Raw genomic sequence first — 25,231 nt, forward strand, 5'->3', positions numbered from 1 at the left:
CGCGTTCTGTCTACGAAACTGCGCTCAGCGCCGCGTTTTCAGGGGTTGGATCATGATCGCCGTCCGGTGGCCGCGGAGGTGCGCCGGAGCGACGCGGCGATCCCCGCGGCCGTCGCGCCGGGGTCGGCGGAGCCGGTGATCGGGCGGCCGATCACGAGAAGATCCGCCCCGTCGGCGAAAGCCTGCTCGGGAGTCGCTACTCTTACCTGATCCTGGCTCGCGGTGCCGACGGGGCGGACACCGGGAATGATCAGGGTGATGTCCGGCCCGACCTCCGCGCGCACCGTGGTGATCTCATGCGGCGAGCAGACGAGGGCCTGGGCGCCCGCGCCGACGGCCATGACCGCCAGGCGGCGCACGGCGTCACTCGCGGGACCGTTCACCCCGATCCGCTCCAGGTCGGCCTCGGAGAGCGATGTGAGAAGTGTCACCGCCGCGATCTGGGTGTTGGGCAGGGCGTTCACCGCCGCCTCGATCATCGCGGGGCCCCCGGTCGCGTGGACGGTCAGGATGGCGGGTTTGAGCCGGGCCACGGCGCCGGCCGCGCCCGCGACGGTGTTCGGGATGTCATGGAGCTTCAGGTCCAGGAACAACCGCACGCCGCTCGCACCGCGGATCGAGGCGATCACGTCGGGACCGTAGCGGAGATAGAGTTCGAGCCCGACCTTGACCGTGCTGACGTGGGGCGTCACCAGGCTCGCCCAGCGGGCCGCGGTCTCGAGGTCCGGGGCGTCCAGGGCGACGGCGATGGGCGCGGGCGTCATCGGGGGTCCGCCGGGATGCTCCGGTCTTCGAGCCGGTGAGGAGTGGCGTTCATCGGAATCTGTGAGTTCCTTTCGCTGGTCTGGGTCCGTCGGTGGCATGGGCCGAGCCGTCGGCGTGTCTGACGGCTCTGAGGCACGAGGTGGCTGCGCGGGGAGGCCTCCGGCCGTAGGGCGGGGCCTGCGAACCGCGAACCATCCGGCCTCGGCCGGGTCTCCCGGCCCGCGGGGCCGGGAGGGATGTCTAAAGAGAGCTCTCCTCCAGATCCGTTCGATGCCGGGTGGCCGCCCCCGGCGGGCGATGGGCCAGCCCGACCGCGTCCGCCAGCCGGTGGAACCCCCGGGCGGCCAGGAGCTCCTCCAGCTCGCGCAGGATGCGCAGGCAGGCATATGGGTCGTGGAACAGCGCCGTGCCCACAGCGACGACGCAGGCGCCCGCGAGGATGAGCTCGAAGGCGTCCCTGCCGGTCAGCACGCCGCCCATGCCGATGACGGGCACGCTGGGCAGGGCGGCGTGGACCTGCCACACGCAGCGTACGGCCAGCGGCCGGATGGCGGGGCCCGACAGGCCGCCGGTGACCGCCGCGAGCGAGGGACGCATGGCCTCGGTGTCGATGCTCATGCCGAGCGGGTTGTTGATCATCGAGAGCGCGTCGGCGCCGGCGTCCACGCATGCGCGGGCGACGCTCACGATGTCCATCACGTCCGGGGAGAGCTTGGCCACCACCGGCACGTCGTAGCGCATCACCGAACGCACCGAGGCGATCACCTCGGCCGAGGCCGCGCCGTCGCGGGCGAAGACCCGGCCCCGGTCCTCGATGTTGGGGCAGGACAGGTTGACCTCCACCGCGCTGACGCCGGGGGCGTCGGTGAGCCTGCGGGCGAGCGCGGTGTACTCGGCCACGGTGCCGCCGGCGATGGACACCACGGTCTTGACGCCCCGCTGGTCCAGCCAGGGCAGCTCGCGCTCCAGGAAGGCGTCCACGCCGGGCCCCTGGAGCCCGATGGCGTTGAGCATGCCCGAGGGGGTCTCCGCCATCCTGGGGGTCGGCCGGCCCGCCCTGGGGGCCATCGTGATCGACCGGGTGGTCAGCGCGCCGATCCGGCCCAGGTCGAAGAACTGGGAGAGCTCGGAGCCCGATGCCGCGCACCCCGCCGCCGTGGTGATCGGATTGATCAGTTCCACGTGCCCGAGGTACGTCCGCATGTCAACCGGCATTCCGTGTTCCCCCACCGGGCGCTCCCAGCGCGTCGAACGGGATCGTTCCCACGTCGTCGAAGCGGACGCGCTCGCCCCGGAAGACCGGTCCTTCGACGCACGAGCGCACCATCCGGGTTACACCGTCGTCTCCGATGACCGGGAGAACGCAGGTCATGCAGACGCCGGTCCCGCACGCCATCTGCTCCTCCACGGCCACCTGGACGGGAATGTCGAACTCGACCGCCACCGCGGTGACGCCGCGCAGCATCGGCATCGGGCCGCAGGCGTAGACCGCGTCGGCCCGGACGTCGGCGATCACACCGGGCAGCACGTCGGTCACCCGGCCGCGCATGCCCACGGATCCGTCCTCGGTGGTCAGCGTGGTGGTCTCCCCCATCCTCCTGGCGCGCAGGGCGCCGAACACCCGGTCGGCCGAGATCGCGCCGAGCACGAAGTCGACGCGGCAGCCGCGCTGCTGGAGGGCGTCGGCCACGGGGAACAGCGTCGCCGAGCCGTACTCCCCTCCGACCAGGACGCAGGTCACCGGGTCCCGCGGCAGCGGGAACGGGCGGCCGAGCGGGCCGACCAGGTCCAGGGTGTCACGGGCGCGGCGCTCGGCCAGCCAGGCCGTACCGGGGCCTCGCACGGTGAAGACGAACTCCACCGTGCCGCCGTAGTCGGGTTTGACGTCGTGGACGGAGAAGGCGCGGCGCGTCAGCATCGACGTCTGGGCCCCGCCGACGGCCACTCCCACGAAGTGGCCCGGCCGGAACCGCTCGGCGATGCCGGGCGCCACCACGGTCAGCGCATGGTAGGCGTCGACCCGGCGCGTCGTCAGCACCGTGCCCGTCACCTGTACCGGAGTAACAGGCGTCTCCCTCACCTCCGCTTAAGGCATCGACCCCACAGGGGAGCGAACCCTCCCCTCAGCTACTCCGCAACCGCCTGGCGTGCTCCTGAAGTGACCGTACGCCGATGTCGCCGCGGACGATCGCCTGGATGCCCTGCACCGCCGCGGCCAGGCCCTGGACGGTCGTGATGCAGGGAATGCCCCGCAGCACGGCCGCGGTGCGGATCTCGTAGCCGTCCAGCCGCGGCCCGGACTGGCCGGGGCTGCCGAAGGGCGTGTTCACGATGAGATCCACCTCCCCATCCAGGATGCGCCGGACGATGGTCGGCTCGCCGTCGGATCCGGTTCCCTCGCTCTGCTTTCGCACGATCTTGGCATGGACGCCGTTACGGCGCAGCACCTCCGCCGTACCCTCGGTGGCCAGGATCTCGAAACCGAGGTCGGCGAGAGCCTTGACCGGGAAAATCATCGCCCGTTTGTCGCGGTTCGCGACAGAGACGAACGCTCGTCCCTTGACGGGCAGCGATCCGTAGGCGGCGGACTGCGACTTGGCGTAGGCCGTGCCGAAGAACTCGTCGATCCCCATGACCTCGCCCGTGGAACGCATCTCGGGGCCCAGCACGATGTCGACGCCGCGGAACCTGTTGAACGGCAGCACCGCCTCCTTGACCGCGATGGGCGCGTCCAGCGGCATGGTGCCGCCGTCGCCCTCGGCCGGGAGCATGCCCTCGGCCCGCAGCTCGGCCACCGTGGTGCCCATCATCACGCGGGCCGCCGCCTTGGCCAGCGGCACCGCCGTGGCCTTGGAGACGAACGGCACCGTACGGCTGGCGCGCGGGTTGGCCTCCAGCACGTAGAGGATGTTGGCCGACATGGCGTACTGCACGTTCAGCAGGCCGCGCACGCCCACGCCCCTGGCGATGGCCTCGGTGGCGGCGCGGATGCGCTTGATGTCGTAGCTGCCGAGCGTCATCGGGGGCAGCGAGCACGCCGAGTCGCCGGAGTGGATGCCGGCCTCCTCGATGTGCTCCATCACGCCGCCGAGGTAGAGCTCCTCGCCGTCGAACAACGCGTCCACGTCGATCTCGACGGCCTCGTCGAGGAACTTGTCCACCAGCACCGGGTGGTCGCTGGCCGCCTCCGCCTTGCCCATGTAGGAGCTCAGCGTCTCGTCGTCGTAGACGATGGCCATGCCGGCGCCGCCCAGGACGTAGGAGGGCCGGACCAGGACCGGGTAGCCGATCTCCTCGGCGATCGCCAGGGCCTCGTCCACGGTCACCGCGACGCCGTGCTTGGGCGCGGGCAGGCCCGCCTCGGCGAGGACCCGGCCGAACGCGCCGCGCTCCTCGGCGAGATGGATCGACTCCGGCGAGGTGCCGACGATCGGGACCCCGGCGTCCTTGAGGGACTGGGCCAGGCCGAGCGGGGTCTGGCCGCCGAGCTGGACGATGACGCCCACGACCGTGCCGGTCTGCTGCTCGGCGTGGACGACCTCCAGGACGTCCTCCAGGGTGAGCGGCTCGAAGTAGAGCCGGTCGGAGGTGTCGTAGTCGGTGGAGACCGTCTCGGGGTTGCAGTTGACCATGACGGTCTCGTAGCCCGCCGCCGACAGCTCGAAGGAGGCGTGCACGCACGCGTAGTCGAACTCGATGCCCTGGCCGATCCGGTTGGGCCCCGAGCCGAGGATGAGGACCTTGGGGCGGTCGCCGTACGGGACCTCGGTCTCCTCGTCGTAGGTGGAGTAGAGGTAGGGCGTCTGGGCGGCGAACTCGGCGGCGCAGGTGTCGACGGTGTTGTAGACCGGCCGGACGCCGAGCGCGTGGCGCAGGTCGCGAACCCGGGGCTCGGTCATGTCGCGGAGCTCGGCGATCTGCACGTCGCTGAAGCCGTGGCGCTTGACCTTCGTCAGCACCTCGGCGGTCAGCTGGGGCGCCTCGCGCAGCTCCGCCGCGACCTCGTCGATCACGTACAGCTGGTCCAGGAACCACGGGTCGATCGAGGTGGCGTCGAAGAGCTCCTCGGCGGTGGCCCCGGCCCGGATGGCCTGCTGCATGGTGAACAGGCGGCCGTCGTGCGGGACGCGACAGGCCGCGAGGAGGTCCTCCTTGGCTCCCGGCTCCCCGGCCCAGGTGAAGACCGACCCCTTCTTCTCCAGCGAGCGCAGCGCCTTCTGCAGGGCCTCGGGGAAGGACCTGCCGATGGCCATGGCCTCGCCGACCGACTTCATGTGGGTCGTCAGGGTCGCGTCGGCCCCGGCGAACTTCTCGAACGCGAAGCGCGGCACCTTGACCACGATGTAGTCGAGCGAGGGCTCGAACGACGCCGGGGTCTCCTTGGTGATGTCGTTGGGGATCTCGTCCAGGGTGTAGCCGATGGCCAGCTTCGCCGCGATCTTCGCGATCGGGAAGCCCGTGGCCTTCGAGGCGAGCGCGCTGGAGCGTGACACGCGCGGGTTCATCTCGATGACGATCATGCGCCCGGTGCGCGGGTCGACGGCGAACTGGATGTTACAGCCGCCGGTGTCGACGCCGACCTCGCGGATGACCGCGATGGCGACGTCGCGCATGTTCTGGTATTCGCGGTCGGTGAGGGTCAGGGCGGGGGCCACGGTGACGCTGTCGCCGGTGTGCACGCCCATCGGGTCGATGTTCTCGATGGAGCAGACGATGACGACGTTGTCGGCCCGGTCGCGCATGACCTCGAGCTCGTACTCCTTCCACCCGATGATGGACTCCTCCAGGAGCACCTCGGTGGTCGGCGAGGCGTCGAGGCCCGCTCCCCCGATGCGGCGCAGCTCGCCTTCGTCGTAGGCGAACCCGGAGCCGACGCCGCCCATCGTGAAGGAGGGTCGCACGACCACCGGGTAGCCCAGCTCGCCCGCGGCGGCCAGGCACTCGTCCATGGTGTGGCAGACGAAGCTGCGGGCCGACTCCGCGTTGAGTCCGCTCTCCTTGGCGACCTTGGTCACGATGCCCTTGAACAGCTCGCGGTTCTCGCCAGCCTGGATGGCGTCCACGTCGGCGCCGATCAGCTCGACCTGGTACTTGGCCAGGATCCCGGCCTCGTACAGGTCGATCGCGGCGTTCAGCGCGGTCTGGCCGCCGAGGGTGGCCAGCAGCGCGTCGGGGCGCTCCTTGGCGATGATCTTCTCGATGATCTCCGTGGTGATCGGCTCGACATAGGTGGCGTCGGCGAACTCGGGGTCCGTCATGATCGTCGCCGGGTTGCTGTTGACGAGGATCACGCGAAAGCCCTCGGCGCGCAGCACGCGGCAGGCCTGGGTGCCCGAGTAGTCGAACTCGCATGCCTGGCCGATCACGATCGGCCCGGAGCCGATCACCATGATCGACTGGATGTCCGTGCGCTTAGGCACCCTTGCTTCCCTTCGTGTTCGTGGTCACGCTCGGCCTCTCGTGCACCGCGCCGGCCACTTCGATCCCTGTTCCCCGCGCCTGTTCCATCAATGCGCAGAAGTCGTCGAACAGACCCGCGGAGTCGTGCGGGCCGGCCGCGGCCTCGGGGTGGTACTGGACGCTGTAGGCCGGGCGGTCGATCAGGCGCAGACCCTCGACGCAGTCGTCGTTGAGGTTGACGTGGCTGACCTCCGCCGGGCCGTACGACGTGTCGAAGGGTCCCTCCAGGGGAGCCTGTACGGCGAAGCCGTGGTTGTGCGCGGAGATCTCCACCTTGCCGGTGCGCCGGTCCTGGACCGGCTGGTTGACCCCGCGGTGGCCGTAGCGCAGCTTGTAGGTGCCCAGGCCCAGGGCCCGGCCGAAGATCTGGTTGCCGAAGCAGATGCCGAAGAACGGGATGCCCGCGTCCAGGACCCCTCGAAGCGCTTCGACCGGCCCGTCCGCGGTGGCGGGGTCGCCGGGGCCGTTGGAGAAGAAGACGCCGTCCGGGTCGAGCGCGAGGATCTCCCCGGCGGTGGTGGTGGCCGGCAGGACGTGCACCTCGCAGCCGCGCTCGGCCATCCGGTGCGGGGTCATCGACTTGATGCCGAGGTCGACGGCGACCACGGTGAAGCGCTTCTCCCCGATCGCGGCGACGACGTAGGGCTCCTTCGTGGAGACCTGCTGCGCCAGGTCCGCGCCCTCCATGCCGGGGCTGCGAAGGACCCGTTCCAGGAGCTCCTCGACCGGGGCGAGCGCCGCGCCGGAGAAGACCCCGGCGCGCATGGCGCCCCTCTCGCGCAGGTGCCGGGTGAGGGCGCGGGTGCCGGGGATGGCGATGCCGACGACGCCCTGCTCCTTGAGGTAGTCGTCCAGGGAGCGGCCCGCGCGCCAGCTGGAGAAGACGCGGGCGGGCTCGCGGACCACGTAGCCGGAGACCCAGATCCGCGAGGACTCCGGGTCCTCGTCGTTGATCCCGGTGTTGCCGATGTGCGGCGCGGTCATCGCGACGATCTGGCGGTGGTAGGAGGGATCGGTCAGGGTTTCCTGGTATCCGGTCATCCCCGTGTTGAAGACCATCTCGCCGAAGGTCTCGCCCTCGGCGCCGTAGGGGATCCCGTGGAAGACACGTCCGTCTTCCAGCACTAGCACTGCGGTCACTCAAACACCCCGATCATCTCGGTCATTGCTCCGCAAAGTATGAAATATCCGATGTTCTGGAGGAGCGTCCCTCCACGATGTGGGACACGCCCACCCGGCGGCCGCGGCGTTGTCGGAGGCGTCACGCGAGCTTTCCGTTCAGGACGGTCGGCCTGCCCCTCAGGAAGGTGGCCACGACGCGTCCGGGGAGGGTCCTGCCCTCGTAGGGCGTGTTACGGCTCTTGGAGGCGTAGCCCGACGGGTCCACCTCGCCGCGCACGGAGGCGTCGTAGAGGGTGATGTTGGCCGGGGCGCCGACCTCGATCGACCGGCCGTGACCCCGGAGTCGTCCGATCCTCGCGGGGGCGAGTGACATGCGTTCGGCGACGCCGGCCCAGTCGAGCAGCCCGGTCTCCACCATGGCCTCCTGAACCACCGACAGCGCCGTCTCCAGACCGATCATGCCCATGGCCGCGGCGGCCCACTCGGTCTCCTTGTCCTCGACCGGGTGCGGGGCGTGGTCGGTGGCCACGCAGTCGATCGTGCCGTCGGCCAGCGCCTCGCGCAGCGCCTCGACGTCCGCGCGGGTGCGCAGCGGCGGGTTCACCTTGTAGATCGGGTTGTAGGCGCCGACGGGAGAGTCCTCGACGAGCTCGTCGGTGAGAAGCAGGTGGTGCGGGGTCACCTCGGCGGTGACGTCCCAGCCCTTCGACTTGGCCCAGCGGAGGATCTCCACGGAACCCGCCGTGGAGACGTGGCAGACGTGCAGGCGGGAGCCGACGTGCGCGGCGAGCAGGCAGTCGCGGGCGATGACCGCCTCCTCGGCGACCGCGGGCCATCCGGTCAGGCCGAGCCTGCCGGAGACCGCGCCCTCGTTCATCTGCGCGCCGGAGGTCAGGCGCGGCTCCTGGGCGTGCTGGGCGACCACGCCGTCGAAGGCCTTGACGTACTCCAGCGCGCGGCGCATGAGCACCGCGTCGGAGACGCATTTGCCGTCGTCGGAGAAGACGCGGACCTGCGCGGCGGAGTCGGCCATCGCGCCGAGCTCGGCCAGCCGCTCGCCTCCGAGGCCGACGGTGACGGCGCCGACCGGCTGCACGTCGCAGTAGCCGGCCTCCTGGCCGAGGCGCCAGACCTGCTCGACGACTCCGGCGGTGTCGGCGACCGGTTCGGTGTTGGCCATGGCGTGGACGGCGGTGTAGCCGCCGAGGGCCGCGGCGCGGGTGCCGGTGGCGACGGTCTCCGCGTCCTCGCGGCCGGGCTCTCGCAGGTGGGTGTGGAGGTCGACCAGGCCGGGCAGGGCGATGAGCCCCCGGGCCTCGACCGTCTCGTCGCCGGTCAGCCCCTGGCCGATGTCGGCCACGACCCCGTCGCGGATCAGGATGTCCCGCGGCTCGCCGCCGAGGATGCTCGCGCCCTTGATGACGATGCTGCTCACTGAATCTCTCCCCCGAGGTCGGCGCCGCCAAGCAGCAGGTACAGGACGGCCATGCGCGTGGTCACACCGTTGGCGACCTGCTCGACGATCGTCGAGCGCGGCGAGTCGGCCACCTCGGCCGCGATCTCCATTCCGCGGTTCATCGGGCCGGGATGCATCACGATGGCCTCGTCGGGCATCCGGGCGACCCGGTCGCGGTCGAGGCCGTAACGGCGGCTGTACTCCCGCTCGGTGGGGAAGAACGCCGCGTTCATGCGCTCACGCTGCACGCGCAGCATCATCACCACGTCGGACTTGGGCAGCACGGCGTCGAGGTCGTAGGAGATCTGGCACGGCCAGGAGTCCACGCTCACCGGGAACAGGGTCGGCGGGGCGACCAGGGTCACCTCGGCGCCGAGCGTGCTGAGCAGCAGCACGTTGGAGCGGGCCACCCGGCTGTGCAGCACGTCGCCGACGATGGTGATCTTCCTGCCGTCCAGCGAGCCGAGGCGGCGGCGCATGGTGAAGGCGTCGAGCAGGGCCTGGGTGGGGTGCTCGTGGGTGCCGTCACCGGCGTTGACGACGCTGCCGCGTACCCAGGTGGCCAGCCGGTGCGGCGCGCCGGAGGCGCCGTGCCGGATGACGACGGCGTCCGCGCCCATCGCCTCCAGGGTGAGCGCGGTGTCCTTGAGCGACTCGCCCTTGGAGACGCTGGAGCCCTTGGCGGAGAAGTTGATGACGTCGGCCGACAGGCGCTTGGCCGCGGCCTCGAAGGAGATCCTGGTCCGGGTGGAGTCCTCGAAGAAGAGGTTCACCACGGTACGGCCGCGCAGGGTCGGCAGCTTTTTAATGGAACGTTCCGAGATCTTCGCCAGTTCGTCGGCGGTGTCCAGGATCAGCAGGGCGTCGTCACGGCTCAGGTCGGCCGCCGAGATCAGGTGCCGCTTCACTTCTCGTCCTCCTTCAGCAGCAGGACCGCGTCGCGGCCGTCGTTCTCCTCCAGGTAGACCTTGACGATCTCGGACTTGGAGGTCGGGAGGTTCTTGCCCACGTAGTCGGGCCTGATGGGCAGCTCGCGGTGCCCGCGGTCCACCAGGGCGGCGAGCTGGACGGCCTGCGGACGGCCCAGGTCGTTGAGCGCGTCGAGCGCCGAGCGGACGGTGCGGCCGGAGTAGAGGACGTCGTCGACGAGGACGACGATCTTGCCGTCTATGCCGTCGGCGGGCAGCTCCGTGCGGCCCAGCGCGCGGGCGGGGCGGAGGCGGAGGTCGTCGCGGTACATCGTCACGTCGAGGGATCCGACGGGCACGGAACGGCCCTCGAACTGCCTGATGTGGGCGGCCAGACGGTGGGCCAGATGGACGCCCCGGGTGGGGATTCCCAGCAGGACGATGTCCTGCGCGCCCTTGGTGCGCTCAAGGATCTCGTGGGAGATGCGGATCAGCGCGCGGTTGATGTCAGGCCCTTCGAGGACCGCACGTGCGCTGCTCTGAGCATGCGAAATGGCATCAGCCAAAGAAAACACCACCTTTCCCGCCTCACAGGACGGGGCTTAAAGGAAGCCGACGCCCCCACGGTAGCAGCCGGAGTGTGACTCCTCGGAATCACCCCCTTAGCTCACTGACATGGACAAACCACCAACACGGCTCGAGGCGCGGCCCCGTCGGCGGCATGGTTTCGCCATCCCTCCCATGGGGATCTTTTTCGGTATTACTCATGACTTTGGGTGATATGGGAGATCCTGTGATGATTAGCCCGAAATAGGCGATCTTGTCGTGATCGCCGGGATCGCCGTGGTCGCTGCGGACGAAGGAAGAACATGACTTTTCACGTGGGCTCCGAAGTGGGTCGCCTTCACCAGGTCCTGCTGCACAGGCCCGAGCTGTCCCTGAAGCGGCTCACCCCCTCGAACATGCACGACTTCCTCTTCGACGACGTGCTGTGGGTGCAGCGCGCGGTGGAGGAGCACGAGGAGTTCCAGGGAGTGCTGCGCGACCGCGGCGTCGCCGTCCACCTGCTGACGGATCTGCTGCGCGAGACGATCGACATCCCCGAGGCCCGCAAGTTCGTCCTCGACCACATCATCGACGAGCGGTACTTCGGGCCGATGGCCGTCGACGCCCTCCGCAACGCGCTGGACGCGATGGACTCCGACGAGCTCCAGCTGTATCTCACCGGGGGCATCACCAAGCGCGAGCTCGTGGAGAGGGGCACCGACCCCAAGAGCCTCGCGTTCCACACGCTCGCGCCGGACGACTTCATCCTGCCGCCGCTGCCCAACCACCTGTTCACCCGGGACACCTCCTGCTGGATCTACGACGGCGTCTCCATCAACGCGATGAGAAAGAAGGCCCGCCAGCGCGAGACCGTGAACTACGAGGCCGTCTACCGCTACCATCCGCTGTTCGCCCCCGGGTACGACAGGCCGGGCGAGGGCGGCTACAACGTCTGGATGTCCGGGCTGCCCGCCGCGCCGGCCACGATCGAGGGCGGCGACGTGCTCGTCATCGGCCGGGGGGCGGTGCTGGTCGGGATGAGCGAGCGCACCCAGCCGCAGGCGGTGGAGATGCTCGCGCGGAGCCTGTTCGCCAAGGGGTCGGCGGAAAAGATCGTCGCGTTGAACATGCCGAAGGCGCGGGCGTTCATGCACCTGGACACGGTCATGACCAACGTGGACGTCGGGGTGTTCACCAAGTTCGCGGGCCTGGGCATGCTGCCCTCCTACACGGTCGAACCCGGGGACAACGAGAAGGAGCTCAAGATCACCGATCACGCTCCCGAGGACATGCACCGGGCCATCGGCCGGGCCATAGGCCTGGACGACATCAAGGTCCTCACCCCGACGCAGGACGTCTACGCGGCCGAGCGGGAGCAGTGGGACGACGGCTGCAACGTACTGGCCCTCGAACCCGGCGTGGTCGTCGCCTACGAGCGCAACACCACCACCAACAACTTCCTGCGCGGCCACGGCATCGAGGTGATCACGATCCGGGGCAGCGAGCTCGGCCGCGGCCGCGGCGGCCCGCGATGCATGAGCTGCCCGCTCGAACGCGACGGAATCTGAACAGAACATGACCCGGAATCCGATGAAAACCGACCGGAAACTGGAATGAATCCGGAGAGAGAGGCAGGCGCCCTCACCTCGCCCCGCACCACCCGGCCACTGGAGGACGTGTTCTGACCGAGGGTCCCCGCCCGCCTTCCGGCGGACAGGGCCTGGTCCGCCCCTCTGACAGACGGATCATCGCCGCACAGGCAGGGGAGGGAGGCGACACATGGCTTCCGTGGACATGGCTTCCGTGGCGCATCGGCTGTTCCGTACCAAACCCACCGACCAGATCATCGCCGAGGGCGGCCACGGTGAGGGCGGGGAACTGCGCCGGACCATGACCCTGTGGCAGCTCACCCTTTTCAGCGTCGGCGCCACACTCGGCACCGGCATCTTCGTCATCCTCGGCCAGGCCGTGCCCAAGGCGGGACCCGCGGTGGTGATCGCCTTCGTGCTGGCGGCGGTCACGGCCCTGTTCTCGGCCCTCTCCTACGCCGAACTGGCCGGTACGATCCCGGTCGCCGGCTCGTCCTACTCCTACGCCTACGCGACCCTGGGCGAGCTCGTGGCATGGGTGTGCGGCTGGTGCCTGATGCTGGAGTACGCCGTCTCGGTGGCGGCGGTGGCGGTCGGCTGGGGCGAGTATCTCAACCACTTCTTCCGGGACCTGTTCGGCTGGGAGCTGCCCGCCTCCGTCACCCACTCCCCCGGTGTCCAGGGCGGCGTGCTCAACCTCACCGCGATCCTGATCGTCCTGCTCGCCACCTGGCTGCTGCTGCGCGGCGCCTCCGAGAGCGCCACCGCCAACGCGATCTTCGTGATGATCAAAGTCGTGGTGCTCGTGTTCTTCTGCCTGGTGGCCTTCGCCGCCTTCAGCACGGGCAACCTGACGCCGTTCGTCCCCATGGGGGTCGCCGGCATCACCGCCGCCGCCTCGCAGGTGTTCTTCTCCTACATCGGCTTCGACGCGGCCTCGACCGCCGGAGAGGAGGCCAAGAACCCCAGGCGCGACCTTCCCCTGGCGATCGTCTTCTCGCTCCTCATCGTCACGGTCGTCTACGTGGCGGTGGCGCTGGCCGCCGTCGGCGCCATGCCGTGGCGGCAGTTCGACCCCGAGAGCACCGAGGCCAGCCTGGCCCTGATCGCGGACCGGGCCACCGGCGCCACCTGGCCGGGCCTCATCATCTCCTTCGGCGCGGTCGTCGCCATCGCCAGCGTGGTCCTCACCGTGCTGTACGGCCAGACCCGCATCCTGTTCGCGATGGCGCGCGACGGCCTGATCCCGAAGATCTTCGAGAAGGTGGATCCGCGCCGCCAGGTCCCGGTGGCCAACACGCTCATCGTGGCCGCGTTCGTCTCCGTGCTCGCCGGGTTCATCCCGCTGGGCCAGCTCGCCGAGGCCACCAGCATCGGCACCCTGTTCGCCTTCGCCATCGTCAACGTCGGCGTGCTGGTGCTCCGCCGCACCAGGCCCGACCTGCCTCGCAGCTTCAGGACACCGTTCTTCCCGATCACGCCGATCCTCGGCGTGATCTTCTGCGTCATCGTGATGCTCGGGCTGGCGGGGGTCACCTGGCTGGCCTTCGCGATCTGGATGCTGGTCGGCCTGGCCGCCTACTTCCTCTACGGCTACCGCCACTCCCGTCTCAACCGGAGCCTCGGATGAAGATCGAACACGTTCTCGCCGGATTCGTTCCCGAGTCCCGGTGCCGGGACGGGCTGGCGCTGGCCGTACTGCTGGCCAGGCAGGCCGGCGCCCGGCTGACGGTCGCCTACGTCCACCCGCCCGCCTGGACCACGCCCGGCCCCGGAAAGATCGACGCCGAATGGCAGGCGTACATCGCCGAGCAGACCGCCCAGACCCTCGAACAGGCGCGGCGGCTGCTGGCGGGGGTGCGGGACGTGCCGATCGACTACGTCTCCCACGGCAACCGGGGCAGCGGGCGCGGTCTGGCCGAACTCGCCGCCCGGACGGACGCCGACGTGGTGGTCATCGGCTCGGCCCCGCGGGGCGGCCGGAGCCGCATCTCCCTCGGCAGCACCGCCGACCAGCTCCTGCACGGCTCTCCCGCGCCCGTGGCGCTGGCCCCCAGGGGGTACGGCACCTCGCCCCCGCCCGGGCTCCGGCAACTGACGGTGGCCTACCGGCGCGATCCGGCCGCAGGCCAGGCCGTCAGGCAGGCCGTCACGCTCGCCACGCAGCTGGACGTGCCGCTGCGCCTGATCACCCTGGTGGTGAGCGGCGGGCGGTGCTCCGTGGTCAAGGAGATGCTCGCCCGGGTGCGCGAACAGGTCGCGGACGACCTCGAGACGGTGGCACGCGGTCACCGGCCGGTACGGGTCGAGGTGGAGGTGCTGGAGGGCAGGGACATCGCGGCGGCGCTCACAAGCGTCGACTGGCCCGCCGGAGCGATGCTGATCTGCGCCTCCAGCCAGGCAGGGCCGTTGCGCCGGGTGTTTCTGGGCGACGTCTCCTTGAAGATCATACGCTCGGCGCCGTGCCCGTTGATGATGTTGCCCAGAAACCTGCAAAAGAAGTCGAAATCTGGTTAAAAGTCGGGAAACACGTGAGAGTTCACGGTGTGGAATAGGACAAGTGTGGCGTTTGAGGCGGACCACACCGGACCGGATTCGACATCTTTTTTCCAATCAGCTTGACCTTAGGCTCCCACAGCTTTACCGTCACTGTCCGTAACCACACCTCGCGGCGTTATCGGGTGAACCCTGACGCTCTGGTCACCGAAGGTGCCTACCCCGGGCACCAACCCGGTGGTTGGGGCATAAGTTGCGAGGTAGCACAATCAAGTTGAGAGCAGCACATAGAGAGCCGGGGGGCCAACCGATGCCGTCTGAGTACGCCAAGTCGCTGGGTGCACGACTCCGCGCCATTCGCACCCAGCAGGGCCTGTCCCTGCATGGAGTCGAAGAGAAGTCCCGTGGACGTTGGAAGGCGGTTGTCGTTGGCTCCTACGAGCGCGGCGATCGCGCTGTCACCGTGCAGAAGCTTGCCGAGCTGGCTGATTTCTACGGGGTGCCGGTCTCGGAGTTGCTGCCCGGGGGAGCCGCTCCGAGCCCTCTGGGTCCGACACCGAAACTTGTGATCGACCTTGAGCGCCTTGCCCAGCTCCCCAAGGAGAAGGCGGGTGCGCTTGCCCGCTACGCGGCCACCATTCAGAGCCAGCGTGGCGACTACAACGGCAAGGTGCTGTCCATCCGTCAGGAGGACCTCCGCTCGCTCGCCGTAATCTACGACAAGTCCCCCACCGAGCTCACCGAGGAGCTCATCAGCTGGGGCGTCCTGGACCCCGAGGCACGCCGCGCCGTCGAGGCCTTCTGACGGTCGTCCGGTCGTGGGTGCGCCGGGGTCCGGCGTGCCCACCCCACCGGAAATCCTGCTCTCAGCGGAACATCGCCTTCATTCCACCGCAGGCGACAGTGGTTGTGGTAGGAAAAGGCAAACATGCATTTAGCGAGATGTGGTGGACATGGCTTCGGGAGAGGATCGGCACGACCACTCTCGATCGCGCCCGAAGAGCCGTCGCCAAGCCGTCATGGCGTCCCTGGGGTCGACCAGGACGCGCGCCTTCCTGAGGCTGCTGGCGTCCATCGGCACCAGCAGGACCCAGGACACCCTGAAGCTCCTGCCGTTCGTGGTCATGGGCGCGGTGGCCGTCGTCGACCTCGCCTCCGGCCCCACCGCCGGACTGCTCTCCATGCTCGCCCTGGGCCCGGCCTTCGCCAGCGTGGCCTGTGGCCTGGCGCGCACCACGTTGGTCGGTGCCGTCGCCCTGGCGCTGTTCGTCGCTCTCGGCCTCTACAACGACATCCTCTGGACGTCTCGCACCAACATCACGATGATCGCCATCCTCGGTGTCACCGTGGCCAGCGTGCTGGCCAGCGCCGGGCGGCTCCGCCACGAGCGGCAGCTCGCCGACGTCCGTTCGGTGGCCGAGGCCGCCCAGCGGGTGCTGCTGCGGCCGGTGCCGCGCCGGGCGGGGCCCGGGATCGGTGTGGCCGTCTCCTACACCTCGGCCACGGCGGAGGCCAGGATCGGCGGTGACCTGTACGAGGTGGTCACCACCCCGCACGGGGTCAGAGTCATCGTGGGAGACGTCCAGGGCAAGGGCCTGGAGGCCGTGGAGACCGCCGCGGTGGTGCTCGGCGCCTTCCGGGAGGCGGCCCACGACGAGAGCAGGCTCCAGGGCGTGGTGGTCCGGCTGGAGAACGCCCTGACCCGGGAGTTGTCCGGCGAGCAGTTCGTCACCGCCGTGCTCGCCGAGATCGGCGCCGGCTCCACCATCACCGTCATCAACTGCGGCCACCCGTCGCCCATGGTGCTCTCCGCCGACGGCAAGAGCTGGTTCGCCGATCCGCCGGACGAGGCGCTCCCCCTGGGCATGAGCTCGCTGAAGGCCATCGAGCCCATGCCGTACCACATCCCGTTCGAACCGGGCGGTCAGGTGCTCTTCTACACCGACGGGGTCATCGAGGCACGCAACGGAAGGGGTGCGTTCTATCCCCTGTCCTCGCGGGCACACCTGCTCAACGGCTCCGACCCGCAGCTCTCACTGGACGCCCTCCGCGCCGATCTGCTCCGCCACGTGGGCAGGCCGCTGGGCGACGACGCCGCCATGCTCCTGCTGCGCCACCGCGTCACCTACCCGACGGCCTCCGCCGCCGCCTAGGCTTTTTCGCCGACCGTGCCGTTCGGGTCATGCGCTGACCCCTGACCGGCCCCGTCTTCCACCGGAAGAGAGCACGATCAACCCGCGAGGGGCACGCTGCCCGGCAACCTGGGCTGCGTGGGCACGCCGAGCAGCTGCTCCACCGCCGTGACGAACCGCTCAGCCTCGGAGATCAGCTCCTCCGCGTCCCGCGACGACACCACGCGCGTCATCCCGGCCTCGGCCGAGGCCCGCTTGGCCGCGCTCACCTCGAAATACGGTGCCCAGTCGGCCAGCCTGGGCTCGGCCTCGGGCAGCAGCTCCCAGGCGCTGCGAAGCCGACGCCTGCGGCCGTCCATGGGGCGGGGTCGTGCGGCCAGGATCGCGGCGGCGGCCCTGAGCGCCGCCAGGTGGGCGGAGACGTAACGTGTGGCGGAAGTCTGGGCGGCGGCCGCCTCCTCGAGGCAGTCGCGCGCGTCTGTGAGGTGTGCCCGCACCGTGGGGGACAACCGGGGCCCACCGGAATCGCTGAGCCGAGGGGTCATGTGCTTCAGCCTCCTTGGTCGCAAGCGGCTCCCGGCGATTTCGCCGGTGAAGTCACACTTGCAGACCCCACCGACAAATTCACCGGCGGCCGGACGAGGAGCTTCCCCTCTCCCCGCCCGCCGCGACCTGGCCCGATCGACTCCCGCCGATGACATGGACCAGATCGACCCGCCCTGGACGCGGGTCACGAACCCCGCGTCATTACATCGAACATAAATTCGATCACTCGTAGTGTCAAGTAAAACCACGAACAAAAGTTCGATCTTCGTCGAAAAGCAAAAGCCCCGGGAGATCAAAATCTCCCGGGGCCTTCACCTGCGACTATCGAACGAACCTTCCCCGAACGTGCACGGGCACCCCGGTGCCGACCAGGCCGGGAAGGACCTCCGCCACCTGCATCGGCAGTCGAACACAACCGTGAGAAGCCGGTGCCAGCGGCACGGACAACGCGCCGTGGAAGGCGATGCCGCCGTTGAAGAAGATCGGGTTGTAGAGCTGGCCCAGATAGGACCTGTGCCAGCCGTCCCTCCGCCAGGTCGTCTTGTAGTCACCGGTCGGCGTGCGGGCGTCACCGCAGAACCGCTGGGGCTTCCCCTGCCAGGTGGCCGTCTCGCAGTACGCGATCCCGCTGCCCGAGGAGATGTGGCTGATGAGCTTCACCCGGCCGTTGACGTAGAGGACCAGCAACTGCTTGGCGAGGTTGACCTCGACCCTGGTCGGCTTGCCTCCCGGCACCAGCACCTTCGGAGCCCGCGGGGCCTCCATCGCGTTCCAGGTCCTGCTCGCCACGGTGCTGGTCGGCGAGATGCCGTTGACCTTCTGGAAGGCCCAGACCGCCGACAGCGTCGACCCGCCGTACCGGCCGTCGACCCTGCCCGGCGCGTAGCCGAGCTCCGCCAGCCGGGTCTGGAGCACCTTGACCTCCGTGCCCTTGGCCCCGACCTTGAGCGTCTTGCCGGGCGCGGCGAACCTGGACGCCTCGGCCTTGGACGCCGCCCTGGACACCTCGGCCTTCGCCACGACGACCGGGGCCGCCGAGGTGACGGCCTGGGCGTTCGCGACTCCGGCGGATGAGAGAAGCACGGCGCCCGCCGTCATAAGCGCGGCCACTCCGAGCCGTTGTCCAACCCTCACTTAAAATCAACCCCTTACATCGCTAGAGATCGAATCAAGGGACCATAGCGTACGAACCGCCTACTTCAGCCAGAGGTAATGAAGCGGTAATCCATGGTCAACCTGTTTAGAGTGGCCGAGTGCCAGAAAAGTTGCATCCAAACGTCGAGAAAGTCGCCGCGATCCTCACCGAGCACAACGTCTCGGGCGAGATCGTCGTGTTCGCGGAGGCCACTCCCACCGCCGTCACCGCGGCCGCCCAGCTCGGCTGCGAGGTCGGCGCCATCGCCAACAGCCTGATATTCGACGCCGACGGTGAGCCCCTCCTGGTGCTGACCAGCGGCGCTCACCGGGTGAACACCGACCTCGTCGCCGAGACGATCGGCGTGGCGAAGGTGAAGCGGGCCAGCCCGGACTTCGTCCGCACCGCCACCGGCCAGGTCATCGGCGGGGTCTCCCCGATCGGTCACCCCGCCCCCATCAGGACGCTCGTCGACACCTGGCTCGGCAAGCACGAGGTGGTCTGGGCGGCCGCCGGCCATCCGCACACGATCTTCCCCACCTCCTTCGACGAGCTCATCCGCATCACCGGCGGCGTGCCGGTGGACGTCGAGTAACCGCTGTCCGGTGCGGCCGCACGCCCGCGGAGGCCGGTGGTGCTCGTCGACGAGCACCACCGGAAGAGCATCGCGACCGCGGAGAGCGGGCCGTTGATCGATTGGAGAACGCCCCGCCGCCCGTCGCGCCCACGGAGACCGGACGGTGCCCGAGCGCTCGGCCGGCCCGGGTTCGTTCCGCTCCCGCGGGGGAACACCGGCGTGGAGGCAGGACGCGCATGCCTCGCACGGTGCGGTGCGTTCCGCAGCGGCCTCGTGGGACGCGTTCTCAACCCTGGATCACCCGGGCCGGAGAGCAGGCAAAGATGTCCAAAAATTCCATGAAAATCACCAAACATCGCTTTCGCGCCTTTTGGCGGTCCCCGTGACGCCGTCCTGCTAGGGTGCGTCGGGTGATCGGACTGCGACGGGTCGCCCCCGATGAGTTCACCCTTCGGCTGGACTCGGTCCTCGATGTCTACACCGCGGCGATGAATCCGCCCAGTGATCAGCTTTCGGGGCGAAAAGCGATCATGAGGAACCACGCGGCCCATCCCGGGTTCACCTGCCTGTTCGCCGAGACCTCCGACGGGACGCCGGTCGGGGTCGCCTACGGCTTCCACGGCGACCCCGGGCAGTGGTGGCACGACGTGGTGCGCCGGGCGATCGCGGAGAAGAACGGCGAGGGAAGTGCGCGCGGCTGGCTCGGCGACGCCCTGGAACTCGCCGAGATCCACGTGCACCCCGACTACCAGGGCAAGGGCGTCGGCCGGGCGATGATCACGGGCATGTGCACGGGCCGCCTGGAGCGCACCGCCGTACTGTCCACCCGTGACCAGCCCACCGCGGCCCGGCACCTCTACCGGAGCATCGGCTTCGTGGACCTGCTCACCCAGTTCATCTTCCCCGGCGGCTACGAGCGCTACGCGATCCTCGGAGTCGTGCTTCCGCTGAGCGAGTGAGCGCGGGCAGGCGCCGGCGGGCGAACCCCGGCATGTCGGCCGACGTCAGCCGACATGGACGAGAGGGCGGCGTTCGGCGTCGGGTTCGGCCTGCCGCAGGACCTCGCGGGTGAGCGGGGGGACATCGCCCCCGCCGAAGACGAGATAGCGCAGCAGCGCGCCGATGGGATTGCCCTCGGCCCAGTGGAAGTAGACGTTGGGCGTCTTTCCGGTCTGGTCGCGCAGGTGCAGGAGTATCGCCGCGATCGCGTTGGCGATGGTCGGGCTCTCCACGCGAAGGATGCGGAAGCCGTGTCTCTCCTCGCCGATCACCCGGAGCTCGCTCTCGAACTCCGACGCGTCGGGCACCGTCACCTCCAGGAACAGCAGACCTTCGTTGCTGCGGAGCCGGTGGAGCTCCCAGGCCTCACGGGCCTTGTCCACATACTCCTTGCAGTCGCGGGCATGCGGCTCGTTGGCGATGAGGTGGATCTCGGCCGCCTCGTTCACGTAACGGCGGGCCTGGTCGTCCAGGGTGATGCGGGTGACGCGCAGTTCGGTCGAGCGGGTGGCGCGGGAGACCAGCGAGGTGACGACGATCGCGAGAATGAAGAAGAAGGCGATCACGAGTCCGTCCGGGCGCTCGATCATGTTCGCGACCATCGCGTAGGCGAAGATCAGCGCGACGATCCCGAACGGGATCGCGGTCCTCGTCCGGCCGTTCTTCCACGCGGACAGGGTGACGGCGACGGCCGCCGACAGGATGAGGGCCAGCACGCCGGTGGCGTAGGCGCCGCCCTGGGACTCCACGTCCGCGCCGAAGAAGAAGGTGATCGCGAATGAGATGGCGGTGAAGACGAGCACCATCGGCCGGGTCGCCCGCGACCAGTCCGGCGCCATGCCGTAGCGGGGGAGGTAGCGCGGCACGATGTTGAGCAGGCCCGCCAGCGCCGAGGCCCCGGCGAACCAGAGGATGCCGATGGTGCTGATGTCGTAGGCGGTGCCGAACCAGTCGCCGAGATAGGCGTGGGCGAGGTACGCCAGGGCGCGGCCGTTGGCCTTGCCGCCCTCCTGGAACTCCTGCGCCGGGATCAGCACGGTGGTGAGGAAGCTGGAGGCGATCAGGAAGACGCTCATGATCAGCGCGGCCGTGGTCAGCAGCTTCTTCGCGCCCCCGATCCGCTCCGCCAGGCTGCCTCTGACCAGGGGCATCACCGCCACCCCGGTCTCGAACCCCGACAGGCCCAGGGCGAGCTTCGGCATCACGTAGAGCGAGACGGCGATCAGCGCGATCGGGCTGGAGTGCTCGGTGGTCAGCGCGTTCTGCCAGTCCGCGATCAAGCTGGGGTTGGCGATCACGTGCTGTACGGCCACCACCAGGACGACCACGTTCAGGCTCAGGTAAACGGCCACCAGGACCACCGCGATGGAGATCGCCTCGCTGAACCCGACGAGGAACACCCCGCCCAGGGCCGCGATCAGCACCAGCGTCACCGGGATCTGCCAGCCGCTCAGGAACTCCGGCACGAACGGGTTGTGCAGGACGTGCGCGGTGGCGTCCGCCGCCGACAGGGTGATCGTCACGATGAACGCGGTGGCGACGAACCCGAGCAGGAACAGCACCAGCAGTTTGCCCCGCCAGCCGGGCATCAGGCTCTCCAGCATCGCCAGGGAGCCCAGGCCGTTGGGACTCTCCCTGGCGACCGCGCGATAGACCGGCAGGGCGCCGAAGAGCGTCAGCGCCACCAGCAGCAGGGTCGCGATCGGGCTGAGGGTCCCGGCGGCGAGCGCTGCGATCCCCGGCTGGTAACCGAGCGTGGAGAAGTAGTCGACACCCGTGAGGCACATGACCTGCCACCACGAGTGCTGCGCGTGCGGGACCTCCTCCGCGTGCGGCCCGGCGGCCCTGTGGTCCGGATGCTGGAGACCACTGAGCAGCCAGCGTCCCAGACCCGCGCGCGTGCCGGAATCCGGGGGCGCGCCCGATCCGGCGCTCCCCGTTCCCGCTGTACTGGCTGCACTGTCTGGCGACGACATGGGGTGCACCTTACCGAAAGGTGCACCGACCGTCGCTACGCCCCCATACGGTTTCCCTACGGGGCCGGGCCCGGAGGTTTCTCTACGGGGCCGGGGTCCGCGGTCCCCGCGCCGGAGGGGTCACGAACGACCGCTTCCCCAGGCGCCGGAGACGTGGGATGCCGTACGTCACCGGCCGGCCAGCGAGACCGCCTTGGGCGCGAAGTCGAGGGCCTGGAAGACCTCCCTGGTCGCGCTTGAACGGTTGAAGGTGATGAAGTGGATCCCGGGCGCACCCTCGTCGAGCAGGGTCTGGCAGAGCTCGGCGGCGTGCTCGATGCCGAGCTCGCGCACGGCTGCGGGGTCGTCGGCGACCGCCTCGAACCTCGCCGTCAGGCGGGGCGGGAACGGCGCGCCGGAGAGCTGCTCGGACCTGGCGATCGTGCTCATCTGGGTGACGGGCATGATGCCGGGGATGATCGGGGTGTCGCAGCCCTTGGCCGCCACCCGGTCACGCAGCCGCAGGTAGTCGTCGGCCTCGAAGAACATCTGGGTGATCGCGTAGTCGGCGCCCGCGCGGCACTTGCGCACAAAATGCTCGGTGTCGGCCTCCACCGTGCCCGACCTCGGGTGTTTGTAGGGGAAGGCGGCCACGCCCACGCAGAAGTCTCCGGACTGGCGGATCAGCCGGACCAGATCGTCGGCGTAGAGGACGCCCTCGGGGTGAGGCACCCACTCGCCCATCGGGTCGCCGGGCGGGTCGCCCCGCACGGCGAGGATGTTTCGGACGCCCGCCCCGGCGAACCTGCCGATCAGGTGGCGCAGCTCGCGGACGGAGTGGTTGACCGCGGTGAAGTGGGCGACCGGGGTCAGCGTGGTCTCGTGGGCGAGCCGCTCCACGACGTCGACCGTGCGGTCACGGGTGCCTCCGCCGGCGCCGTAGGTGACGGACACGAACGTGGGGTGCAGCGACTCCAACTCGCGGATCGCGCGCCAGAGCTGCCGCTCCCCCTCATCGGTCTTCGGTGGGAAGAACTCGAAGGAGAACGACCGGCCACCGGCGGCGAGGAGCTCGCGGACGGTGGGAACACGATCGGGAAGGATTGACGGGCGACCCAGAGCCATACCCCTAGGGTACTGGCCCGGTCGCCCCGGCACCCGTGTCCGGTGCCCGCTCCGATACGCCTTCGGGGCCCGTTCCGGAGTCCGCCTCGGAGGCCGCCGTCGGCCCCAAGCCCGATGCCCACCTGAGATGTCCGCTTTGCATACCCGCTTCGGCGCCCGCCAACAATCGCGATCTTTCCCCTCCTCACCCATATGAGTGGTTCCTCCGGCCGGTTAATCTCAGTGCATGACCACTTCCGCAGCCGCGCTCGACACCATTCGGTCCGAAGTGGATCGTTCTCTCCGGGGGTTCGTCGACGAGCGTCGGCCCCAGGTCAGCGCTCCCGAGCTGGCTCCCCTCATCTCGGCCGCCGAGGACTTCCTCGCCGGCGGGAAACGGCTGCGTCCCGCCTTCTGCTACTGGGGCTGGCGCGGTGCGGGCGGGGGCGACGACCCCGCGATCTTCACCGCCGCCGCCTCACTCGAACTCCTCCAGGCGAGCGCCCTCGTGCACGACGACGTGATGGACGCCAGCGACCTGCGCCGGGGCATGCCCTCCGCGCACCGCAGGTTCCAGGCGCTGCACAGCGAGGCCGGCTGGCACGGCTCGGCCGAGCAGTTCGGGGAGGGCGCGGCCATCCTGCTGGGCAACCTGATGCTCATCTGGTCCAGCGAGATGTGGCGGAACAGCGGCCTGCCGCCCGCCTCGCTCGCCGCGGCCCAGGATGTTCACGACCACATGCGCACCGAGCTCATGTGCGGTCAGTATCTTGACCTGCTGGAGCAGGCCCACGGCGAGAACACCTTCGACAGCGCGCTGCGGGTCGCCCTCTTCAAGAGCGGGAAATACTCGGTGGAGCAACCGCTCCGGCTCGGCCTGGTGCTGGCCGCGCAGGCCCGCGAGCCGTGGATCGACCGGCTCTGCGAGGAGTACGGGCGGTGCGTGGGCATCGCCTTCCAGCTCCGCGACGACATCCTCGGCGTGTTCGGCGACCCCGACGAGACCGGCAAGCCGGCGGGCGACGATCTCCGCGAGGGCAAGCGGACGATGCTCATCGCCCGCACACTCGCCGCGGCCTCCCCCGCCCAGGCGGAGGTGGTGCGCCGCACTCTCGGCGACCCGGCGCTGGACGTGGCGGGCGTCGACCGGCTGCGCCAGATCATCGAGGAGACCGGGGCGCTCGTCGCGTGCGAGGCGATGATCAAGAATTACCTCGAGGACGCCCTGGGCTCGCTGGACGGGGCACCGATCACCGCCGAGGCCCGCGTGGCCCTGGCCGACCTGGCCGTGGCCGCGACGTCGCGCCGTACCTGACCCCCGAAGGCGCCACGCCCCCGAGGCGGCCTGCCCGGACGGGGCAGGCCGTGGTTCAGCGTCCTCCTCGAGGAAGCTCGGAGCGATCGACCGCCCCGCGCTCAGCGCGGAGCGGTCAGCCGCCGCCGGAACTCCTCGGCCGCCGCCTTGGGGTCGTCGGCCTCGGTGATGGCCCGTACGACCACGACCCGGCGCACGCCATGCGACATGACCTCGTCCAGGTTGGCGAGGTCGATGCCGCCGATGCCGAACCAGGGCCGGTCGGTGTCCAGGACCGCGGCATGCCTGAGCAGGCCGGGACCCGGGGCGGATCTCCCGGGTTTGGTGGGCGTCGGCCAGATCGGGCCGCAGCAGAAGTAGTCGACGCCGGCCTCGACGGCCGCGGCGGACGCCTCCTCGGGGGCGTGAGTGGAACGCCCGATGAGGATGTCGTCGCCGAGCATGTCGCGCACGATCGGCACCGGCAGGTCGTCCTGGCCGAGGTGGAGCACGTCAGGACGGATCGCGTACGCGATGTCCGCCCTGTCGTTGACGGCCAGCAGCTTGCCGTGCCTGTCGCAGGCCTCGCGGAAGACCTCGAGGAGCCTGAGCTCCTCGCGTGCCTCGAGGCCCTTCTCGCGCAGCTGCACGATGTCGACCCCGCCCGCGAGGGCCGCGTCGAGGAAATCGGCGAGATCTCCCCGGTCACGACGCCCGTCGGTGCACAGATACAGGCGGGCGTCAGAAACCGAGGGCTTGCGCACGTCTCTTGACCTCGGTATGGCGGCCCGCGCGGAACGCGTCCACCGGTGACCCCGGAAGGGTGTCGTCGGGAGTGAAAAGCCACCGGAGCGACTCGACGTCGTCGTAGCCGGCGTCGAGCAGCACCGTGAGGGTGCCCGACAGGCCCTTGACGAGATCGCCGTCCGCGGCGATGAAGGCCGCGGGAACCTGGGGTTCGCCACCGCCTCGTCGCACACCGATGAGCTTGCGGTCCTTGATGAGTTGCTTGGCGCGACCGGCGCTCAGGTTGAGCCTTCTGGCCACCTCGGTCAGGGTGAGCCACTCGCCCACCAACTGGTCGGTTTCCCGGTCGATCTGCGCAACAGAAAGCGTCACGAATCCACCACTACCACATCGAGCCCTT

At 69.6% G+C, this 25,231-nt stretch carries 22 protein-coding genes; 8 read left to right on the plus strand and 14 right to left on the minus strand.

The window, feature by feature from the left end; genetic code table 11:
* Positions 1 to 50: 50 nt before the first annotated feature.
* The 8 genes from pyrF to pyrR form a co-directional block, all read right to left on the minus strand.
* On the minus strand, positions 51 to 764 hold the full coding sequence (gene pyrF, locus CHC08_RS06325; protein ID WP_089206199.1) for an orotidine-5'-phosphate decarboxylase: 714 nt from the start codon (positions 762 to 764) through the stop codon (positions 51 to 53).
* A gap of 241 nt (positions 765 to 1,005) precedes the next feature.
* Entirely contained in the window at positions 1,006 to 1,980 is a 975-nt protein-coding gene (locus CHC08_RS06330; protein ID WP_089206200.1) for a dihydroorotate dehydrogenase, read from the minus strand.
* A complete protein-coding gene (locus CHC08_RS06335) occupies positions 1,970 to 2,815 on the minus strand; it encodes a dihydroorotate dehydrogenase electron transfer subunit (protein WP_089206201.1) in 846 nt (281 codons plus the stop codon). The genes CHC08_RS06330 and CHC08_RS06335 overlap by 11 nt, the downstream gene beginning before the upstream one ends.
* A gap of 73 nt (positions 2,816 to 2,888) precedes the next feature.
* Positions 2,889 to 6,185, minus strand: coding sequence for a carbamoyl-phosphate synthase large subunit (gene carB, locus CHC08_RS06340; protein WP_089206202.1), 3,297 nt, complete (start codon positions 6,183 to 6,185; stop codon positions 2,889 to 2,891).
* Complete coding sequence (carA, locus tag CHC08_RS06345) at positions 6,178 to 7,365, minus strand: glutamine-hydrolyzing carbamoyl-phosphate synthase small subunit (protein ID WP_245878158.1); 1,188 nt, start codon at positions 7,363 to 7,365, stop codon at positions 6,178 to 6,180. The genes carB and carA overlap by 8 nt, the downstream gene beginning before the upstream one ends.
* A 121-nt stretch (positions 7,366 to 7,486) precedes the next feature.
* The gene (locus CHC08_RS06350) at positions 7,487 to 8,782 is read right to left on the minus strand and encodes a dihydroorotase (protein ID WP_089206203.1); all 1,296 of its coding nucleotides are present in this window, start codon (positions 8,780 to 8,782) and stop codon (positions 7,487 to 7,489) included.
* The gene (locus tag CHC08_RS06355) at positions 8,779 to 9,711 is read right to left on the minus strand and encodes an aspartate carbamoyltransferase catalytic subunit (protein WP_089206204.1); all 933 of its coding nucleotides are present in this window, start codon (positions 9,709 to 9,711) and stop codon (positions 8,779 to 8,781) included. Before CHC08_RS06355 ends, CHC08_RS06350 begins: the two co-directional genes overlap by 4 nt.
* Positions 9,708 to 10,277 carry a bifunctional pyr operon transcriptional regulator/uracil phosphoribosyltransferase PyrR gene (gene pyrR / locus CHC08_RS06360; protein WP_239514207.1) on the minus strand — a complete coding sequence of 190 codons (570 nt, stop codon included), beginning with the start codon at positions 10,275 to 10,277 and terminating at the stop codon, positions 9,708 to 9,710. The genes CHC08_RS06355 and pyrR overlap by 4 nt, the downstream gene beginning before the upstream one ends.
* A 303-nt stretch (positions 10,278 to 10,580) precedes the next feature.
* On the opposite strand from pyrR, the gene CHC08_RS06365 reads away from it, so the two are divergent.
* The 5 genes from CHC08_RS06365 to CHC08_RS06385 all read left to right on the plus strand — a co-directional run bounded on the left by CHC08_RS06365 (position 10,581) and on the right by CHC08_RS06385 (position 16,495).
* On the plus strand, positions 10,581 to 11,825 hold the full coding sequence (locus CHC08_RS06365) for an arginine deiminase (RefSeq protein ID WP_089206205.1): 1,245 nt from the start codon (positions 10,581 to 10,583) through the stop codon (positions 11,823 to 11,825).
* Between the two features lie 211 nt (positions 11,826 to 12,036).
* The gene (locus CHC08_RS06370; RefSeq protein ID WP_420823557.1) at positions 12,037 to 13,476 is read left to right on the plus strand and encodes an amino acid permease; all 1,440 of its coding nucleotides are present in this window, start codon (positions 12,037 to 12,039) and stop codon (positions 13,474 to 13,476) included.
* Complete coding sequence (locus CHC08_RS06375) at positions 13,473 to 14,363, plus strand: universal stress protein (protein ID WP_089206206.1); 891 nt, start codon at positions 13,473 to 13,475, stop codon at positions 14,361 to 14,363. Before CHC08_RS06370 ends, CHC08_RS06375 begins: the two co-directional genes overlap by 4 nt.
* Before the next feature lie 289 nt (positions 14,364 to 14,652).
* Positions 14,653 to 15,147 carry a transcriptional regulator BldD gene (bldD, locus tag CHC08_RS06380; RefSeq protein ID WP_089206207.1) on the plus strand — a complete coding sequence of 165 codons (495 nt, stop codon included), beginning with the start codon at positions 14,653 to 14,655 and terminating at the stop codon, positions 15,145 to 15,147.
* A 214-nt stretch (positions 15,148 to 15,361) separates the two neighbouring features.
* Entirely contained in the window at positions 15,362 to 16,495 is a 1,134-nt protein-coding gene (locus CHC08_RS06385) for a PP2C family protein-serine/threonine phosphatase (RefSeq protein WP_089206208.1), read from the plus strand.
* A 77-nt stretch (positions 16,496 to 16,572) separates the two neighbouring features.
* Here the strand turns inward: CHC08_RS06385 and CHC08_RS06390 are convergent, their stop codons facing one another.
* Both CHC08_RS06390 and CHC08_RS06395 read right to left on the minus strand, forming a co-directional pair.
* Positions 16,573 to 17,019 carry an SAV_6107 family HEPN domain-containing protein gene (locus tag CHC08_RS06390; protein WP_089206209.1) on the minus strand — a complete coding sequence of 149 codons (447 nt, stop codon included), beginning with the start codon at positions 17,017 to 17,019 and terminating at the stop codon, positions 16,573 to 16,575.
* 322 nt (positions 17,020 to 17,341) lie between these two features.
* Positions 17,342 to 18,103: a L,D-transpeptidase family protein gene (locus CHC08_RS06395; RefSeq protein ID WP_245878159.1), complete on the minus strand. Its 762-nt coding sequence runs from the start codon at positions 18,101 to 18,103 to the stop codon at positions 17,342 to 17,344.
* Positions 18,104 to 18,273: 170 nt separating this feature from the next.
* On the opposite strand from CHC08_RS06395, the gene CHC08_RS06400 reads away from it, so the two are divergent.
* Both CHC08_RS06400 and CHC08_RS06405 read left to right on the plus strand, forming a co-directional pair.
* Positions 18,274 to 18,750: a YbaK/EbsC family protein gene (locus CHC08_RS06400; protein ID WP_089206211.1), complete on the plus strand. Its 477-nt coding sequence runs from the start codon at positions 18,274 to 18,276 to the stop codon at positions 18,748 to 18,750.
* 392 nt (positions 18,751 to 19,142) lie between these two features.
* Positions 19,143 to 19,691, plus strand: coding sequence for a GNAT family N-acetyltransferase (locus CHC08_RS06405; protein WP_179281909.1), 549 nt, complete (start codon positions 19,143 to 19,145; stop codon positions 19,689 to 19,691).
* Between the two features lie 45 nt (positions 19,692 to 19,736).
* On the opposite strand, the gene CHC08_RS06410 is transcribed toward CHC08_RS06405, so the two are convergent.
* Both CHC08_RS06410 and metF read right to left on the minus strand, forming a co-directional pair.
* Positions 19,737 to 21,707, minus strand: a complete 1,971-nt coding sequence (locus CHC08_RS06410; RefSeq protein WP_218825140.1) for an APC family permease — start codon at positions 21,705 to 21,707, stop codon at positions 19,737 to 19,739.
* A 168-nt stretch (positions 21,708 to 21,875) separates the two neighbouring features.
* Positions 21,876 to 22,811 (minus strand): methylenetetrahydrofolate reductase [NAD(P)H], encoded by a 936-nt coding sequence (metF, locus tag CHC08_RS06415; RefSeq protein WP_089206212.1) that lies wholly within the window; start codon positions 22,809 to 22,811, stop codon positions 21,876 to 21,878.
* Positions 22,812 to 23,037: 226 nt separating this feature from the next.
* Here metF and CHC08_RS06420 point away from each other — a divergent pair, with 226 nt between their 5' ends.
* Entirely contained in the window at positions 23,038 to 24,105 is a 1,068-nt protein-coding gene (locus tag CHC08_RS06420; protein ID WP_089206213.1) for a polyprenyl synthetase family protein, read from the plus strand.
* Positions 24,106 to 24,206: 101 nt separating this feature from the next.
* Here CHC08_RS06420 and thiE read toward each other — a convergent pair whose 3' ends face one another.
* Both thiE and CHC08_RS06430 read right to left on the minus strand, forming a co-directional pair.
* Entirely contained in the window at positions 24,207 to 24,848 is a 642-nt protein-coding gene (thiE, locus tag CHC08_RS06425) for a thiamine phosphate synthase (protein WP_089206214.1), read from the minus strand.
* Positions 24,826 to 25,203, minus strand: coding sequence for an Rv2175c family DNA-binding protein (locus CHC08_RS06430; RefSeq protein ID WP_089206215.1), 378 nt, complete (start codon positions 25,201 to 25,203; stop codon positions 24,826 to 24,828). The genes thiE and CHC08_RS06430 overlap by 23 nt, the downstream gene beginning before the upstream one ends.
* Positions 25,204 to 25,231: the final 28 nt, after the last annotated feature.

The organism is Streptosporangium subroseum, assembly GCF_900188345.1.
Taxonomy (GTDB): domain Bacteria; phylum Actinomycetota; class Actinomycetes; order Streptosporangiales; family Streptosporangiaceae; genus Streptosporangium; species Streptosporangium subroseum.

Excerpts from the sequence above, each read along its gene's own strand:
- pyrF (WP_089206199.1), bottom strand. The coding sequence starts at position 764 with ATGACGCCCGCGCCCATCGCCGTCGCCCTGGACGCCCCGGACCTCGAG.
- CHC08_RS06330 (WP_089206200.1), bottom strand. The coding sequence starts at position 1,980 with ATGCCGGTTGACATGCGGACGTACCTCGGGCACGTGGAACTGATCAAT.
- CHC08_RS06365 (WP_089206205.1), top strand. The coding sequence starts at position 10,581 with ATGACTTTTCACGTGGGCTCCGAAGTGGGTCGCCTTCACCAGGTCCTG.
- CHC08_RS06370 (WP_420823557.1), top strand. The coding sequence starts at position 12,037 with ATGGCTTCCGTGGACATGGCTTCCGTGGCGCATCGGCTGTTCCGTACC.
- CHC08_RS06375 (WP_089206206.1), top strand. The coding sequence starts at position 13,473 with ATGAAGATCGAACACGTTCTCGCCGGATTCGTTCCCGAGTCCCGGTGC.
- bldD (WP_089206207.1), top strand. The coding sequence starts at position 14,653 with ATGCCGTCTGAGTACGCCAAGTCGCTGGGTGCACGACTCCGCGCCATT.
- CHC08_RS06385 (WP_089206208.1), top strand. The coding sequence starts at position 15,362 with ATGGCGTCCCTGGGGTCGACCAGGACGCGCGCCTTCCTGAGGCTGCTG.
- CHC08_RS06390 (WP_089206209.1), bottom strand. The coding sequence starts at position 17,019 with ATGACCCCTCGGCTCAGCGATTCCGGTGGGCCCCGGTTGTCCCCCACG.
- CHC08_RS06410 (WP_218825140.1), bottom strand. The coding sequence starts at position 21,707 with ATGTCGTCGCCAGACAGTGCAGCCAGTACAGCGGGAACGGGGAGCGCC.
- metF (WP_089206212.1), bottom strand. The coding sequence starts at position 22,811 with ATGGCTCTGGGTCGCCCGTCAATCCTTCCCGATCGTGTTCCCACCGTC.
- CHC08_RS06420 (WP_089206213.1), top strand. The coding sequence starts at position 23,038 with ATGACCACTTCCGCAGCCGCGCTCGACACCATTCGGTCCGAAGTGGAT.